The organism is uncultured Psychroserpens sp. (assembly GCF_947501425.1).
In the GTDB taxonomy this organism is placed as follows: domain Bacteria; phylum Bacteroidota; class Bacteroidia; order Flavobacteriales; family Flavobacteriaceae; genus Psychroserpens.
The window spans coordinates 33958-49622 of the sequence record NZ_CANMVN010000006.1 but is presented as its reverse complement, the minus strand read 5'-3'; the positions used below and the strand labels follow the sequence as shown (position 1 = coordinate 49622).

Annotated in this window: 17 protein-coding genes; 4 read left to right on the top strand and 13 right to left on the bottom strand. The window is 33.4% G+C overall.

From position 1 onward, the window contains the following. Window positions 1–7 precede the first annotated feature (7 nt). The 11 genes from Q0951_RS10195 to Q0951_RS10145 form a co-directional block, all read right to left on the bottom strand. Window positions 8–2041: a VWA domain-containing protein gene (locus Q0951_RS10195; RefSeq protein WP_299336550.1), complete on the bottom strand. Its 2034-nt coding sequence runs from the start codon at window positions 2039–2041 to the stop codon at window positions 8–10. A gap of 15 nt (window positions 2042–2056) precedes the next feature. Further along, a complete protein-coding gene (fabG, locus tag Q0951_RS10190; RefSeq protein ID WP_299336548.1) occupies window positions 2057–2803 on the bottom strand; it encodes a 3-oxoacyl-[acyl-carrier-protein] reductase in 747 nt (248 codons plus the stop codon). 105 nt (window positions 2804–2908) lie between these two features. Continuing rightward, window positions 2909–3277, bottom strand: a complete 369-nt coding sequence (locus Q0951_RS10185; RefSeq protein ID WP_299336546.1) for a hypothetical protein — start codon at window positions 3275–3277, stop codon at window positions 2909–2911. A gap of 142 nt (window positions 3278–3419) precedes the next feature. Continuing rightward, window positions 3420–4292 carry a succinate--CoA ligase subunit alpha gene (gene sucD / locus Q0951_RS10180; RefSeq protein WP_299336544.1) on the bottom strand — a complete coding sequence of 291 codons (873 nt, stop codon included), beginning with the start codon at window positions 4290–4292 and terminating at the stop codon, window positions 3420–3422. Window positions 4293–4393: 101 nt separating this feature from the next. Then, window positions 4394–4798 carry a nuclear transport factor 2 family protein gene (locus Q0951_RS10175; RefSeq protein WP_299336542.1) on the bottom strand — a complete coding sequence of 135 codons (405 nt, stop codon included), beginning with the start codon at window positions 4796–4798 and terminating at the stop codon, window positions 4394–4396. Then, window positions 4799–5734, bottom strand: coding sequence for a UDP-3-O-(3-hydroxymyristoyl)glucosamine N-acyltransferase (locus Q0951_RS10170; protein ID WP_299336540.1), 936 nt, complete (start codon window positions 5732–5734; stop codon window positions 4799–4801). It abuts the gene before it with no gap. Further along, the gene (gene efp / locus Q0951_RS10165; RefSeq protein WP_299336538.1) at window positions 5735–6301 is read right to left on the bottom strand and encodes an elongation factor P; all 567 of its coding nucleotides are present in this window, start codon (window positions 6299–6301) and stop codon (window positions 5735–5737) included. Window positions 6302–6346: 45 nt separating this feature from the next. Beyond that, the gene (gene lpxA / locus Q0951_RS10160; RefSeq protein ID WP_299336536.1) at window positions 6347–7132 is read right to left on the bottom strand and encodes an acyl-ACP--UDP-N-acetylglucosamine O-acyltransferase; all 786 of its coding nucleotides are present in this window, start codon (window positions 7130–7132) and stop codon (window positions 6347–6349) included. Window positions 7133–7225: 93 nt separating this feature from the next. Beyond that, window positions 7226–8632: a bifunctional UDP-3-O-[3-hydroxymyristoyl] N-acetylglucosamine deacetylase/3-hydroxyacyl-ACP dehydratase gene (locus tag Q0951_RS10155; protein ID WP_299336535.1), complete on the bottom strand. Its 1407-nt coding sequence runs from the start codon at window positions 8630–8632 to the stop codon at window positions 7226–7228. Beyond that, window positions 8619–9647, bottom strand: coding sequence for a UDP-3-O-(3-hydroxymyristoyl)glucosamine N-acyltransferase (gene lpxD / locus Q0951_RS10150; RefSeq protein ID WP_299336533.1), 1029 nt, complete (start codon window positions 9645–9647; stop codon window positions 8619–8621). Before lpxD ends, Q0951_RS10155 begins: the two co-directional genes overlap by 14 nt. A 31-nt stretch (window positions 9648–9678) precedes the next feature. Beyond that, window positions 9679–10899: an HD domain-containing protein gene (locus Q0951_RS10145; RefSeq protein ID WP_299336531.1), complete on the bottom strand. Its 1221-nt coding sequence runs from the start codon at window positions 10897–10899 to the stop codon at window positions 9679–9681. A 36-nt stretch (window positions 10900–10935) separates the two neighbouring features. On the opposite strand from Q0951_RS10145, the gene Q0951_RS10140 reads away from it, so the two are divergent. The 4 genes from Q0951_RS10140 to Q0951_RS10125 all read left to right on the top strand — a co-directional run bounded on the left by Q0951_RS10140 (window position 10936) and on the right by Q0951_RS10125 (window position 14425). After that, window positions 10936–12489: a bifunctional response regulator/alkaline phosphatase family protein gene (locus Q0951_RS10140; RefSeq protein ID WP_299336529.1), complete on the top strand. Its 1554-nt coding sequence runs from the start codon at window positions 10936–10938 to the stop codon at window positions 12487–12489. 150 nt (window positions 12490–12639) lie between these two features. Further along, window positions 12640–13104: a tRNA (adenosine(37)-N6)-threonylcarbamoyltransferase complex ATPase subunit type 1 TsaE gene (tsaE, locus tag Q0951_RS10135; protein WP_299336528.1), complete on the top strand. Its 465-nt coding sequence runs from the start codon at window positions 12640–12642 to the stop codon at window positions 13102–13104. A gap of 243 nt (window positions 13105–13347) precedes the next feature. Further along, window positions 13348–13908 carry a hypothetical protein gene (locus Q0951_RS10130; protein ID WP_299336526.1) on the top strand — a complete coding sequence of 187 codons (561 nt, stop codon included), beginning with the start codon at window positions 13348–13350 and terminating at the stop codon, window positions 13906–13908. Window positions 13909–14068: 160 nt separating this feature from the next. Further along, window positions 14069–14425, top strand: coding sequence for a hypothetical protein (locus tag Q0951_RS10125; RefSeq protein ID WP_299336524.1), 357 nt, complete (start codon window positions 14069–14071; stop codon window positions 14423–14425). Here Q0951_RS10125 and Q0951_RS10120 read toward each other — a convergent pair. Beyond that, window positions 14422–15018 (bottom strand): hypothetical protein, encoded by a 597-nt coding sequence (locus Q0951_RS10120; protein WP_299336522.1) that lies wholly within the window; start codon window positions 15016–15018, stop codon window positions 14422–14424. The genes Q0951_RS10125 and Q0951_RS10120 overlap by 4 nt on opposite strands. Further along, window positions 15008–15358 carry a hypothetical protein gene (locus tag Q0951_RS10115; RefSeq protein ID WP_299336520.1) on the bottom strand — a complete coding sequence of 117 codons (351 nt, stop codon included), beginning with the start codon at window positions 15356–15358 and terminating at the stop codon, window positions 15008–15010. Before Q0951_RS10115 ends, Q0951_RS10120 begins: the two co-directional genes overlap by 11 nt. Between the last annotated feature and the right edge of the window lie 307 nt (window positions 15359–15665).

Genomic DNA, 15665 nt, shown 5'->3' with positions numbered 1-15665 from the left:
AAGTTTTTTAAATTAGTCCGTTATATTTTCTAATAAACCACTCAGCAGCTAGACTTAATGCGATGAGTGCTAGAAGATATTTCCAATCTATCAAAGGTACGACTTTTTTAGTGCTTTTTTGAATAGTTGCAAATCTGGAATCATTTAATAAATCATCAATTACTGACGATGTATTATCAATGAAATAGGATTTTCCATTGCTATTATCAGCTAGACCCTGAAGCTTTGCCACATTAGCGTTTAAGAATTGTTGCTCAACGTTATATTCCAGAATCTTGAACTCGCCTGATCTAGATATATTTTCATTATTTACCTTTACGGTAAAGGTGTAATTTCCAGCTTCTAAACCACTTAGATCAACTTCGTAATTGGTATTTCTTAATACAAACGGAAGCAATCTGGTTTCGTTGGTATCTTTATTGAGTAGTGAAATAGTTAACGTCGCGTTATCTTCAAATTCGTAGTTTTTATTAAAGAACTGGGCAGTAATATTAACATTGTCATTACCATTGTAAAACGATTCATGATTCACGTTAAGTCGAGTACGTTGACGATTTGTACTCAAGTACTGAACAAGTTTTCCTATAAAGTTATCAAAGGTATTGAATGAGTTCTCATTGATAAACGCTTGAGCTCTCCATCTCCAAATACCTTCGCCAAGAATTAAAGCCTCTCTCTTATCATTAATCTCAAAAGTTGCAAAAAGCGGCTCATCAATGTCATTACCGTTTATGGTTTTATATAATATGGTTTCGTAAGGCACAGTAAATGATGTTTCTCCAAACTCTGCAAGTAAAGGTGGAAATTCACTAAAATTCAAATTATCAACAATAAATGTTGCGTAGTTTTGATTTAAAGTGGGTTGATATTCTTCAGTTTGATTGGTTTGTTGCTGCTTGTAATTGCTTTGCAACTGGTTTAACAAAGACCAATTTGTTTTTGTACCTGCAATGACAATTTTGTTAAGTTTTAGCTTTTCAATTTCATCAAATAAAGCCCTAAAATTATTAGTAGGTTGATATACGATAACTAACTGAAAATCATTAGACTTGTTTAAAAACTCTGTGGTCGATAAAATCTCAGCATTACGCTGCTCATTACTTTCAATCGACTTCTTAAGGGCTCCTAAATCTGGATGCAGTAGATCAGAAACTATTGCAACATTAGTTTTTTGATCAATGACTTCTACAGCAAAATTTTTAACGTTATTAATGGTATTCTTTTCATTGTCTAATGGGATCACTTGCGCTTTGTAACTCGTTACTCCTACTCGATTTGCTGGCAGTGTGAAATTAACAATTTGAGATGCAACAGATTTGCTGAACGTTATAGGTTTTGAAAACACTGTAGCATTTCCAACTGTAATTCTCAATTGTGTATTAACTGTGGAATTACCGTTATAAGTGGCGATGACTTCAACAGGAAATTTGTTCTTCAAATACGCATAGCGATTAACATTTAATTGCTGAATCTTAATATCTGTATAGGTTGTTGTATCACCAAGTATTACAGGAAACACAGACTGCTTATATCGTTTCGTCATATAGGCATAATCATTTCCGTAGGTTTGATTTCCATCGGAAATGAGCAAAGTTGGAGAGATGGAGTTATTATAAACTTCAGATAAACGTTCAAAAGCTAAAGCTAAATTGGATTGCTTTTCATTAAATGAAAGCGAATCTGTAGGGTTGATCTCTTTTCCGAAGCTATAAAACTCAAGATTGAAATTTTCGTTGAGAGCTTCATTAACTTTTAAACTATTAACAAAGCTTATTGCGGATTGTGATTGATTAAGGTAGTCTATCGATTCTGAATTATCTACAGCAACAATCAGATTTGGCTTTTCGTTATAATAAGTAGTTTTATCAAACTTAGGATTAACCAATAACATCAATACAGAAAACAGACTCACAAACCTAAGAGCCGTCAATAACCAGGCTCGCCTACCTTTAATTTTTGATTTGTAAGCATACTGAAAAAGCGCTAAAAATAGCGCTATGATTCCAGATAAAATGATATATACAATTGTGTCTGTCTGCAATTACTTGACTAGATATTAGGTTAACATTCCTCCATCGACATTCAAAGTCTGGCCAGTAACATAAGCACTCATGTCACTTGCAAGAAAAACACAAGCATTAGCAATGTCTTCTGGTGTACCACCACGTTTTAACGGAATAGCATTTCTCCAGCCTTTAACGGTTTCTTCATCTAATTTTGCGGTCATTTCGGTTTCGATAAACCCTGGAGCGATCACATTACTTCTTATATTTCTTGAGCCTAATTCTAAAGCTACCGACTTTGAGAATCCAATAATTCCAGCTTTTGAAGCTGCATAATTAGTCTGACCTGCATTACCTTTTACACCAACAACAGAACTCATATTGATAATAGATCCTTTACGTTGTTTCAGCATTGTACGTTGAACAGCTTTAGTCATATTGAATACAGATTTCAGATTCACTTCGATGACTTTATCAAAATCCTCCTCACCCATTCTCATCAATAGATTATCTTTAGTAATACCAGCGTTGTTGACCAAAATATCTATACTGCCAAACTCTTCTAATACATCTTCAGCTAGTTTCTGAGCGTCTTCAAAACTAGCAGCATTACTCTGATACCCTTTCGCTTTTATACCTTGGCTATTCAATTCTTTTTCTAATGCATTAGCAGCTTCTACCGAAGAACTATATGTAAATGCAATATTAGCACCATGTTGTGCAAAAACTTCAGCAATACCTTTTCCAATACCTCGACTAGCACCAGTGATAATTGCTGTTTTGCCTTCCAATAATTTCATATTTAATTTTTTAATAGTTGGTATTCAAATATAGCAATTACAAGTTGCATGAAATAAAAAAACCTCACAAAATCTTGTGAGGTTTTTAACAATATTCAATTACGATTATTTCTTCTCTTCAACCTTGTCTAATGGCTGAATCTCTAGTTTGATCTTTTTATACAAGTCTAATTGAGGACGTGTTAATATATCATTCATTTCTTTAGTTTCCACTTCTTGCATCTCATATAATAATTTTAATTTTTCCTTACCCTTATATGCGTTTTCAATTTTTTCTCTACGAATTAAAAATTCTTCAACTGTTTTTTGAAATAACATAAATTGCTTACCAGTTAATGATAATTGATCGCTATATGTTTGTGTGATTTTTACAGCCTTATCCTCCAGTTGCTCATTATTACTTTGAAGCATTGAGTCCTGAGCATAAGTATTGTATGTGATTAATGAGATTAATAATAATATCAGCTTTTTCATCTTTATGTGTTTTTAATTAGTATTTCAATATAATAACTACAATATTGATGATTAATCTTTGCTCATTCTGAATAAATATTGATTCAAAAAAAAAAGCAACTAAATCATTTAGTTGCTTTTTGTATTTTAAGTAGTATGATTATTACGCAATCACTTCAGCTACTTTCTTTCCTATTTCAGCTGGAGAATCAACCACGTGAATTCCGCAGTCTCTCATAATTGCCTTTTTCGCCTGAGCAGTATCATCACTACCACCAACTATGGCACCAGCATGCCCCATTGTTCTACCAGCAGGTGCAGTTTCACCAGCAATAAACCCAACTACAGGCTTTTTGCTTCCACTGTTTTGGTACCACTTAGCAGCATCAGCTTCTAACTGACCTCCAATTTCTCCAATCATAACAACACATTCGGTTTCAGGATCGTTGATTAATAATTCAACAGCCTCTTTAGTTGTTGTTCCAATAATTGGATCTCCTCCAATACCGATTGCTGTAGTAATTCCTAAACCTTGCTTTACAACCTGATCTGCAGCTTCGTAAGTTAAAGTACCTGACTTAGATACAATTCCTACCTTTCCTTCTTTGAATACAAAACCTGGCATAATTCCAACTTTAGCTTCACCTGGAGTAATTACTCCTGGACAGTTAGGGCCTACTAACCTACAATCTCTTCCTTTAATATAATCTGAGGCTTTAATCATGTCTGCAACAGGAATACCTTCAGTAATTGTAATGATCACTTTTATTCCAGCATCAGCTGCTTCCATGATGGCATCTGCAGCAAAAGCAGGTGGTACAAAAATAATTGTAGTATCTGCTCCTACAGCTTCCACAGCTTCTGAAACCGTATTAAAAACAGGCTTATCCAAATGTGTTTGTCCTCCTTTTCCTGGAGTCACACCTCCAACAACATTGGTTCCATACTCAATCATTTGTCCAGCATGAAATGTTCCTTCGCTTCCGGTAAAACCTTGTACAATTATTTTCGAATCTTTATTAACTAAAACGCTCATTTGTGTTTGTTTTATTTGATTTGTGTTTGTTTAATAGATGAATTTATAGTGTCAAATTTGCTTTGCAAAAATAAGTTATTGGATATAATTTTTAAACCTTTTTAAACTTTTATTTCAGCATAAGAATTTAAACTATCAGAACTATCATCAGCAAGCTGACTTATTTCATGACCACGATATAATTTATTGTCTTTAACTTCCCAAATAGAAATAAAATGCGCTAGGGCTTCTTCCTGCTCAGGCTTCTCTATTGGTGTGACATAGATTGTATATCTGGCAGTCACCATATTTTGATCTTCGAGTAAATGACTGATTCTATAGTTAAACGATAGGAACGCTTTCTTTAAACCCTCAAGCATAGTTTTAACGCCCTCATAGTCTAAAGATGTAAAGCCATTACTACTGTTCCACAACAATTTACAATCTTTATGGATTAGATCTATCGCATTATCAGCTTTGGCTAAATCCAAATCATAGAACGATCTAACAACATCTTTTGCAGTCATTTATAAGTTTTTTAATTTTTCTAAAATCTCAGGAATCTTTCGTATTGCAGCAATTTCTTTGTATTTACTTCTGAAATCATCAGCTGGAACACCAAAATAACTTTTATGTCCTTCAAGTGATTTACTTACGCCTGCCTTAGCAGAAATAACAGCTTTCTCTCCTATGGTAATTCCGCTGGTAATACCAACTTGTCCCCAAATGGTTACTTCATCTTCAATAATCACACAACCAGCAATCCCAACTTGAGAAGCGATTAAACATTTCTTACCAATGATAGTATCATGTCCAACTTGAATTTGATTATCCAATTTTGATCCTTCACCTATAGTTGTGTCGGCAGTCACTCCTCTATCAATAGTGCACAAGGCTCCAATATCAACATGATCTTCAATAACCACTCTACCACCAGAACGTAACTGGTCAAAACCTTCTGGGCGATTCTTATAATAAAATGCACTAGCTCCTAAAACGGCTCCAGCATGAATCGTGACATTATCACCAATGATGGTATCATCGTAGATACTTACATTAGAATGTATGATGCAATTTTTACCAATGGTGACATTGTTTCCTATAAAGCAATTGGGTTGAATAACTGTTCCCTCTCCAATAGTTGCTGTATCTGAAATCGCAACATTAGCTGTTTTAAACGGCTTAAAGTGCAATGTAAGTTTGTTGAAGTCTCTGAATGGGTCATCACTTATCAAAAGCGCTTTACCTTCAGGGCATTCTACTTTTTTGTTTATAAGAACAATAGTTGCTGCAGAGTCTAGTGCTTTATCATAATATTTAGGGTGATCGACAAAGACAATGTCTCCTGGCTCTACTACATGGATTTCATTCATTCCCAGAACAGGAAAGTCATCTGCGCCTACATATTCTGTATGTATAATATCCGCAATCTCTTTGAGTGTATGCTGTTTAGGAAATTTCATCTACTCCTTGATACGTTCTTTATAAGTTCCCTTTTCAGTTTCTATTTTAATCTTATCACCTTCATTAATAAACAAAGGCACATTTACTGAAGCACCAGTTTCAACAGTAGCAGGTTTTGTAGCATTGGTAGCTGTGTTTCCTTTAACTCCAGGCTCAGTATGTGTTACTTCTAAAATAACACTGGCAGGCATATCTACTGATAGCGGCATATTATCTTCTGTGTTGATCAAAACAGTTACAACTTCTCCTTCTTTCATAAGATCTGGACGATCTAAAGCAGCCTCTAATAATCGTATTTGAGTATAATCTGCTTCATTCATAAAATGATAAAATTCCCCATCATTATATAAGTACTGAAACTTATGTGTTTCCACTCGAACATCATCAATCTTATGTCCAGCAGAAAATGTATTATCGATCACTTTTCCAGTAGTGACACTCTTTAGTTTAGTTCTTACAAAAGCAGGTCCTTTACCTGGTTTAACGTGTAAAAACTCAATAATTTTGTAGATATCGTGATTGTATCTAATACATAATCCGTTTCTTATATCTGAAGTACTTGCCATTTCTTAGTTATTAAATTGTTTAAATATTATTTTCCGAAGAACACTTTAGTTTGATTTGAAATATCCTTTCATGATACCTCTATGAGAATTCTTTATAAACTGAAGAATCTCATCTCGTTCTGGAGTGGCTTCCATCTCAGCTTCAATTAAATCGGAAGCTTGAGAGTTATTATAATTTTTTTGATACAGTATTCTGTATATATCTTGTATTTCTCTGATTTTTTCGGTTGTAAATCCTCGTCTACGAAGACCAACTGAATTAATCCCAACGTAAGATAAAGGCTCACGAGCTGCTTTAACAAAAGGGGGTACATCTTTTCGTACTAATGATCCACCAGTAACAAAAGCGTGATTTCCGATAGAACAAAACTGATGCACAGCAGTCATACCTGCAAGAACAACGTAATCTCCAACTGTAATATGTCCAGCAAGTGTACTGTTGTTAGAAAAGATGCAATTATTGCCAACAACACAATCGTGAGCTACGTGGCAATACGCCATGATCAAACAGTTATTTCCTATGACTGTTTTCATTCTATCAGTAGTTCCTCTGTTGATCGTAACACACTCTCTTATAGTAACATTATCACCTATTATTGTAAGTGTATCTTCATCATTATATTTTAGGTCTTGAGGCACTGCTGAAATCACCGAACCTGGAAAAATATTACAATTTTTTCCAATGCGAGCACCTTCCATAATGGTAACATTACTTCCAATCCAGGTGCCTTCACCAATAGTTACATTACTATATATGGTTGTAAAAGGTTCTATGACTACATTCTTAGCAATTTTTGCTCCAGGATGTACATAAGCTAAAGGTTGGTTCATTTTCGTGATTTTATTTTTGATGCATAGGAGAAAATGTGTTCACCTATTAGGTTATCCAAACTATATCGTGCACTAATATGGGCTCGGTTCATTTTATTTTACTTTTGAAATTTGTGCCATTAATTCTGCTTCTGCACAGAGTTTTCCGTTAGCATAAGCGTATCCTTGCATGTGGCAAATACCACGACGTATTGGAGTGATGAGATCACATTTAAATATCAAGGTGTCACCTGGAACAACTTTCTGTTTGAATTTCACTTTATCAATCTTCATAAAGAAAGTAAGGTAATTTTCGGGATCAGGAACGGTACTTAACACAAGTATTCCTCCTGTTTGAGCCATGGCTTCAACAATCAACACTCCAGGCATCACGGGAGCTCCAGGAAAATGCCCTTTGAAGAATTCTTCATTCATCGTTACATTTTTCATCCCAATAACATGAGAATCTGAAAGCTCAAATACCTTATCTAATAATAAGAATGGTTGTCTGTGAGGTAACATATCCATAATTTGATTAACATCCATAAGTGGTTGTTGATTCAAATCAATTTGAGGGACATTATTACGACGCTCGTTTTTAATTATCTTGGATAATTTCTTTGCAAATTGTGTATTTATAAAGTGTCCAGGTTTATTAGCAATTACCTTTCCTTTAATTCGTGTTCCTACCAAAGCAAGATCACCAACAACATCAAGTAATTTGTGTCTTGCAGCTTCATTAGGATGATGCAATGTTAGGTTATCCAAGATCCCATTAGGTTTAATAGCCAATGAGTCTTTATTGAAAGCAACTTTAAGTTTTTCGGTGGTTTCAGGAGATAATTCTTTATCAACATAAACAATAGCATTATTGAGATCACCACCTTTTATGAGTCCGTGTTCCAACAACATTTCTAGTTCATGTAAAAAGCTAAAGGTTCTTGAATCTGATATTTCATCTTTAAAATCTGAAATATGATTCATTGTTGCATTTTGAGTTCCTAAAACTTTAGTTCCAAAGTCAACCATAGCAGTCACCTGGTATTCTTTAGCAGGCATAACAATAATCTCACTTCCAGATTCTTCATCAGAATAAGATATCACATCAGATACTACATATTCTTCTCTAAAATCATCTTGCTCGGTAATACCAGCTTTTTCAAGGGCTTCAACAAAAAACTTCGAAGAACCGTCCATAATAGGCGGTTCAGAAGCGTTTAGCTCTATGATTGCATTGTCAATATCTAAACCAACTAAAGCTGCCAGGACATGTTCTGAAGTTTGTATGGTTACCCCATTTTTTTCTAAACAGGTACCACGTTGTGTATTTGTCACATAATTCGCATCTGCTTCTATTACAGGCGAACCTTCCAGATCCACTCTTTTAAATGAATAGCCATTATTAGCAGGTGCAGGACAAAAGGTTAAAATTACATCTTTACCTGTATGTAATCCAACACCAGTTAACGACACCTCTTTTTCTATGGTTCTTTGCTTGACGTCTGTTTTAATTATTGCCATCTACTTTTTTTTCTAAATCATTAATAGTTTTAACAATCTTTGGTAAATTTTTAAAGTATACATAGGATTTGTTCCAATCTCCATAATTGAACGACGGAGACCCTTGCAATACTTCATTATCTTTTACATGTCTACCTATTCCAGATTGTGCTTGAACTCTAACATTATTACCAATTGTAATATGACCAGCAATTCCAACTTGTCCTCCAATTTGGCAATTTTCACCAATTTTAGTAGAACCAGCAATTCCTGTTTGGGCTGCAATTACCGTGTTTTTTCCTATTTCAACATTATGAGCTATCTGAATCTGATTATCCAGCTTAACACCTCTTCTTATTACTGTTGAACCTAATGTAGCTCTATCAATAGTGGTTGCCGCACCTATGTCTACAAAATCTTCAATAATTACATTTCCTGTTTGTGGCACTTTACTATACTCTCCATTTTCATCTGGTACAAAACCAAATCCATCTGCACCTATAATAACTCCAGAGTTGATCACACAATGATTACCAACAGTACATTCTGAATAAATTTTTGCTCCGGAAAATATAATTGTATGATCACCTATAGATACATTATCTCCGATATATGATCCGGGAAAAATTTTAACATTTTCACCAATGGTCACATTATCTCCAATGTAGCTAAAAGCCCCTACATAAATCTCATCTCCATAAGTAGCAGAATCAGAAATAAATGAAGGCTGCTCAATACCATGCTTGTTAAGTTTTACCTGATTGTAGTACTCCAGAAGCTTAGAAAACGATTTGTAAGCGTCCTCAACCTTGATTAGGGTTGTTGAAATATCGTTTTCTGGCTCAAATGTTTTATTTACAATAGTAATTGACGCTTTGGTCGAGTAAATAAATGACGTGTACTTTGGGTTTGCCAGAAAGGTCAAAGAGCCTTCTGTACCTTCTTCAATTTTTGAAAGTTTAGAAACTTCTACCTCAGGATCTCCTACGATATCTCCTTCTAAAATTCCAGCTATTTGTTGTGCTGTAAAGTTCATTCTCGCAAAAATAGGAAAAATGTGTTAAAGTTTATTTAGGATAACAGATATAATATTTAGTTACAGGTTTAGATAAGGCTTTGATACTAAATTGATCTGATGCTTTTGTGATATCTACAACTTTTCCTGTTTTTTGTAATATCTTAATATTCTGCTTTTTTGATTGATACGCCTGGTTTGAGATTTCATCAGTAAACACAAAGTATTTTGCATCTTCATTTGAAATATTATAGCGCTCAGTAAGGCTACTTATATGCTTGTTTAGTGTAGAAGCCTTTATAGGTTTATTCTTCAATTTTATCTTCAAAAGCTCTCTATTTATGATCATCTCACAGAGGTTTTTTAGAATGAAATCATCATGGTATTGCCAATCTTTCATTGCAGCCATAATATCCGTATCGTCCAATCTTGAAAAAATCTCAAGGGTGTTATCATCAAAATTTTTGGCAGTAATCTCATTTTTTAAAAAGAAATCCAAAGCATCACTAGCCCTAAGATGCACACCAGCATTGGTGAGTTCTTTAGCTCGTTTTAAAACACGAGTCAGTAATTGTTCGGCTACAAGGCCTGTCTTATGAAGATAGACTTGCCAATACATAAAACGTCTGGCTACTAAAAACTTTTCAACACTATAAATACCTTTTTCTTCTACAACCAATTTATCATCAACTACATTGAGCATAGTAATTAAACGTTCGCTATTGATATTCCCTTCCGCTACACCTGTATAAAAACTATCGCGTTTTAAATAATCGGCTCTATCCATGTCAAACTGACTTGAAATCAGCTCACACAAAAAGGGTCTGTGGTAATTTCCTTTAAAGATTTGAATGGCCAGCGTTAAACTTCCGTTAAATTCTTGATTGAGTTTTTCCATGAATCGCATCGATATCTCTTCATGTGATATACCATTTACGATGCTATGTTCCATCGCATGTGAGAATGGGCCGTGACCAATATCATGTAATAATATTGCAATATAAAGTGCTTTTTCTTCCGCTTCGGAAATGCTAACCTCCTTAAAACGAAGAACATTGACAGCTTTTTGCATCAAATGCATACAACCAATAGCATGATGAAAACGCGTGTGGTGCGCACCAGGATATACCAAATATGACAATCCCATTTGAGAGATGCGACGCAATCGCTGAAAGTATCTGTGTTCAATTAAATCGAAAATATCCGAATTTGGAATAGTAATAAATCCGTAAATTGGGTCGTTAAAGATTTTAAGTTTGTTGTTGGTCTTCAAACGCTAAGCTTTTACATTAATTTTAAACAAATATACATGAACACTATAAATATTCTTTGGGTTGACGACGAAATCGACCTTTTAAAACCTCATATCATCTTTCTGGAACAAAAACAATATAATGTCACAACGTGTCAAAGTGGTACAGAAGCTATTGAAATTATTGACGACACTAACTTTGATATTGTGTTCTTAGATGAAAATATGCCAGGATTAACAGGGCTAGAGACCTTAAATGAAATCAAAGAACGTCGTGCTAATCTTCCTGTGGTGATGATCACAAAGAGTGAAGAAGAATATATTATGGAAGAAGCTATCGGAAATAAAATTGCCGATTATTTGATCAAGCCTGTAAATCCTAACCAGATCTTATTGAGTTTGAAAAAGAATTTGGATCACTCTAGGCTTGTTTCAGAAAAAACAACATCCAACTATCAGCAGGAATTTAGAAAGATTGCCATGGATATGTCTATGGTGAACACTTACGAAGAATGGAGCGACTTATATCAGAAACTTATCTATTGGGAATTACAGCTTGAAGACATTGAAGATGTTGGCATGACAGAGATTTTGGAATCTCAAAAAAATGAAGCTAATGTACAATTTGGGAAGTTTATTGATAAAAATTATCCAGATTGGTTTGATCAAAATGCTGATGCACCAACACTATCCCACAATTTATTTAAAGACAAGGTTGTACCAGAATTAAGTAAGGATCAGCCTACATTACTAATTGTAATTGATAATTTACGATATGACCAATGGAAAGCATTTGAACCCATAGTCAACAACTACTACAAAAAAGATTCTGAAATTCCATTTTATAGTATTTTACCAACAGCTACGCAATATGCGAGAAACGCTATTTTCTCGGGATTAATGCCTTTAGACATGGAAAAGAAGCATCCCGATCTCTGGAAAAATGATATTGATGAAGGCGGGAAAAATATGCATGAAGCCGAATTCTTAGAAGCACAAATGAAGCGTTTAGGGTTGCAACATTTTAAAACAGAGTATCATAAGATTACCAATTTAAGAGCAGGTAAAAAACTGGTTGAAAATTTTAAAACACTCAAGGATAATGATCTCTCTGTTGTGGTTTACAATTTTGTGGATATGTTATCTCACTCAAAAACTGAAATGGATGTAGTCAAGGAACTAGCGTCAAATGACAAGGCATACCGATCTTTAACAGTGAGCTGGTTTAAGAATTCACCACTTTTAGAGATGATCCAGCAAGCTCAAAATTTAGGGTTTAAGCTTATTCTAACTACGGATCACGGAACTATTAATGTTAAGAATCCTTCGAAGGTTATTGGCGATCGTGATACCAGTTTGAATTTGAGATATAAAACAGGAAGAAGTTTAACCTATGAGGACCGCGAAGTTCTGGTTGCAAAAGACCCAAAAGCCATAAAGTTACCAGCTATAACGATGAGTAGCTCCTTTATTTTTGCAAAAAGCGATTACTTCTTAGCGTATCCAAACAACTACAATCATTATGTGAGTTATTACCGAAACACCTATCAGCATGGAGGAGTTTCGTTAGAAGAAATGATCATTCCATTTGTGGTAATGAATCCGAAATAGGTCGAAAATTCATTGATTTCCCGACTGTTAACAAATCCATGTATTGCAAAAAAATCCGACGAAATACACTTTTTTCTAGTTTTTTTGATAAATATTGCTTATTATTGCTCGTCAAATTAGGATAAAACTTTTTTGACAGACTCAAGTAATATGTCAAAATTATTGGAAATAACATATCAAATTGAAGACATTGACGCTGTAGCGCAACAGATTTTAGAGCATGTTAGTTCTAAAACACTATTGTTCTATGGCGATATGGGAGTTGGTAAGACTACGCTCATCAAAGCCATTGTAAAAGCACTTGGCAGTAATGATGAAGTGAGTAGTCCTACATTTTCTATCGTCAATGAATATGTTACAAAAGACAATGCTATTTATCATTTTGATTTGTATCGAATTAATGATGAAGAAGACGCCTTGAATTTTGGTTTTGAAGACTACTTATACACCTCAAATTGGGTGTTAATTGAGTGGCCTGAAAACGCTAAAAATTTATTACCAGAAGACGTAAATTGTATTGAGATTTATCATAAAAACGAGACCTCAAGATCCCTCAAATTGAGCCAGAACACAACATTAACCCAGAAAAACGCTATGGAGCAGTACAAAATTTAGAAAATAAATTGGCAACCTAACACCACGTCATTGTTAGAAATTACGGAAAAACCGTAACTATAAGTGATTATTAGGGCTGTTTTTAACAGTCGATTTAACTATTCAAAATGTAAGTGCTGCTTATATTTGAGTAATTAATTAATTTAATCCCTTATATTATGAAGACTAAAAAGTACGTACTAGCAATCGCGATTTTCGGTGGTATGTTGTTCACTGCTCACGCAACTGATTTAATCAACCTAGATGGACAAGTTAAAACCGAAATCGAAAAGAAAAAGCGAAAGCTTATCAAAAACACATAATAAAAATATTAATGTAAGTAGTCGTGCAGTTGTAGGAAGTATTCTTGGTACAATTATAGCTTCGACTCCCTTATTATTTTCATTACATGAAAGTGTTCCTGCCGAAAAGGTATGGGACACTTTTTTGTTTACTTACGATAGTCTTCTATGGGAAGATGCGCAATATGCAATGTGGGTATTAACTGGTAAGTTCATCCCTTTATTATTATTATTAATTTGGTTTTTCACAAATAGAAATTGGTGGTATCACGCTCTTTTAGTGCCAATTGTTATGTATATTTTTCAAATCGTTGGTACAATAAACGGTGATACTACTCATGTAGACGAATTCCAGCTTATATACATGCTTCCAATAATGGCACTTGTAATACCATCTATCTATTTAATACGAGCAAAAATGTTTAATAGACTAAATGAGGTTAATAAAACAATGCAAGAATTAGAAGATGAATTTATGATGAAACCGAAAGGAGTTTGGGGCAAAGTAAAACAATATTTTTAAACTTTGACATTTCTAATAAAAAAGCACAAATAACTAGTTATTTGTGCTTTTTTATTAGAAATCAATTTAGAAAATAATCTACAATTATTTGTTTTGGCAAAAAAAAATTACATTTGTATATATTTAATTATCATAACATACTAATTCTCCCTAGTTAACTATGAGTAAAACAATTAATAGAATTATGCAGGTTATTTCTGCACTTAATATGAGTGCCAGGCAATTTGACCTCTCTATAGGCACCGCAAATGGTTACATATTGCGAATGCAAAAAAACAATGCTTCTGTAGGCAGTGACGTTATAGAGCGTATTGTCAAAGAATACCCTCAAATTAATTTAGTATGGCTAATTACAGGTAAAGGCAATATGTTTGTAGACCAACCGTCTCGACCAAAAGTAAGAAGCAAGCAAGAGATTGAGACCTTCATCGATGATAAACTTAAATCACAGTGGTCTGATGAAAAGAAAGCACTTTTGGATGAAATTTTATCAGAAATCAACAATACAAAAGATTAGCTACTTAGTTTATCTCTTAGCCTAATTAATCTTGATAAGTATTCTTTGCTTTCTAAATAATCTTTATGTGTCTTTAGAGCTTTAAATTCCTTATCTATATATTTAAATTCTTTTTTTCTAAATCGTGATAGTTCATTCATTTGATTGTTAATCTCATTGTGTAATTCAGATTTAGAGTTGTTCTTTTTTGAATAATATCCAAATAGTTTAGATAGAGTAAATAAACTAAGGCAATATGGTATTATGATAAATAATGAAATATTGAAATCTAAATCTGAAAAATAATTATTTCTATCATTGATGAAACTAAGGAATTTGTAAATTTCAAAAGATAATGGGATTAATACAACCAACCTCCACCAATTCTTACAGGTTAGAAACCAAATAGAAATCAATAAAATGACTAATAACTTATAATTAAAAATCCATAAAAAATTCTGAATATCTTCAAAATAACCAGCATCAATTACAAAATATTTTGTAGACCAGATTTGGGCATCATTAGGTGATAACAAATACAAGAAGAACCCAAAAGGAGAAGCTATAACTAAAAAAATTACTATTACATCTTTACTAAGCTCCCTATCCATCATTAAACCTATTATGTAGTTTTAGTAATTTATTCAAATAATCTTCTTTACTATATTGCTTTCTATTCTCTTTTAAAATCAGAAAATCTTTTTCTATTCGCCCAATTATCGATTGGTTATTAGACGATACTTGACTAAAAACGGATTCTATCTCTTCATTAAGCTCGTCAATTAGAATTCTCGATTTAGAGTATAATCGCAGTTTGTTTAATAAAAAAAACACCAAAAAGATAATTGGAATAGTAACGGGAAAACTTATAATAAAATCAACTTCATCAAAAGTATCCACATTAGTATTAAAAAGTCCAATAAGCTTAAATATTTCCAGAATTAAAGGAATCAAAATTGAAATCCTCCACCAATGTTTACATGTGAAATACCAAATTAGTAAAAGAACTATTAAATGAATCTTAATGGCACAAAACCATAAAACTGTATCTAAATCATTCCCATATTCAATAATAAATCTTTTCAACTCTGAATCTGGCAACAAATATTGTACATAAAAAATATAAGGTGAAAGTGCTATTAGCACTATTACAATAATATCAACTAATTCAATTTTATTTCTGAAAACCATTTGTTCATAGAAAATTGTCTACAACGAATATAAGAAACTTATTTTGTAAAAAATGAATTTTTATTTGTAA

Coding starts and splice junctions, on each gene's coding strand:
- Q0951_RS10130 (WP_299336526.1), top strand. CDS start 13,348: ATGGACAAGTTAAAACCGAAATCGAAAAGAAAAAGCGAAAGCTTATCA.
- Q0951_RS10140 (WP_299336529.1), top strand. CDS start 10,936: ATGAACACTATAAATATTCTTTGGGTTGACGACGAAATCGACCTTTTA.
- tsaE (WP_299336528.1), top strand. CDS start 12,640: ATGTCAAAATTATTGGAAATAACATATCAAATTGAAGACATTGACGCT.
- sucD (WP_299336544.1), bottom strand. CDS start 4,292: ATGAGCGTTTTAGTTAATAAAGATTCGAAAATAATTGTACAAGGTTTT.
- efp (WP_299336538.1), bottom strand. CDS start 6,301: ATGGCAAGTACTTCAGATATAAGAAACGGATTATGTATTAGATACAAT.
- Q0951_RS10120 (WP_299336522.1), bottom strand. CDS start 15,018: ATGATGGATAGGGAGCTTAGTAAAGATGTAATAGTAATTTTTTTAGTT.
- lpxD (WP_299336533.1), bottom strand. CDS start 9,647: ATGAACTTTACAGCACAACAAATAGCTGGAATTTTAGAAGGAGATATC.
- Q0951_RS10185 (WP_299336546.1), bottom strand. CDS start 3,277: ATGAAAAAGCTGATATTATTATTAATCTCATTAATCACATACAATACT.
- fabG (WP_299336548.1), bottom strand. CDS start 2,803: ATGAAATTATTGGAAGGCAAAACAGCAATTATCACTGGTGCTAGTCGA.
- Q0951_RS10170 (WP_299336540.1), bottom strand. CDS start 5,734: ATGAAATTTCCTAAACAGCATACACTCAAAGAGATTGCGGATATTATA.
- Q0951_RS10155 (WP_299336535.1), bottom strand. CDS start 8,632: ATGGCAATAATTAAAACAGACGTCAAGCAAAGAACCATAGAAAAAGAG.
- Q0951_RS10125 (WP_299336524.1), top strand. CDS start 14,069: ATGAGTAAAACAATTAATAGAATTATGCAGGTTATTTCTGCACTTAAT.
- lpxA (WP_299336536.1), bottom strand. CDS start 7,132: ATGAACCAACCTTTAGCTTATGTACATCCTGGAGCAAAAATTGCTAAG.
- Q0951_RS10175 (WP_299336542.1), bottom strand. CDS start 4,798: ATGACTGCAAAAGATGTTGTTAGATCGTTCTATGATTTGGATTTAGCC.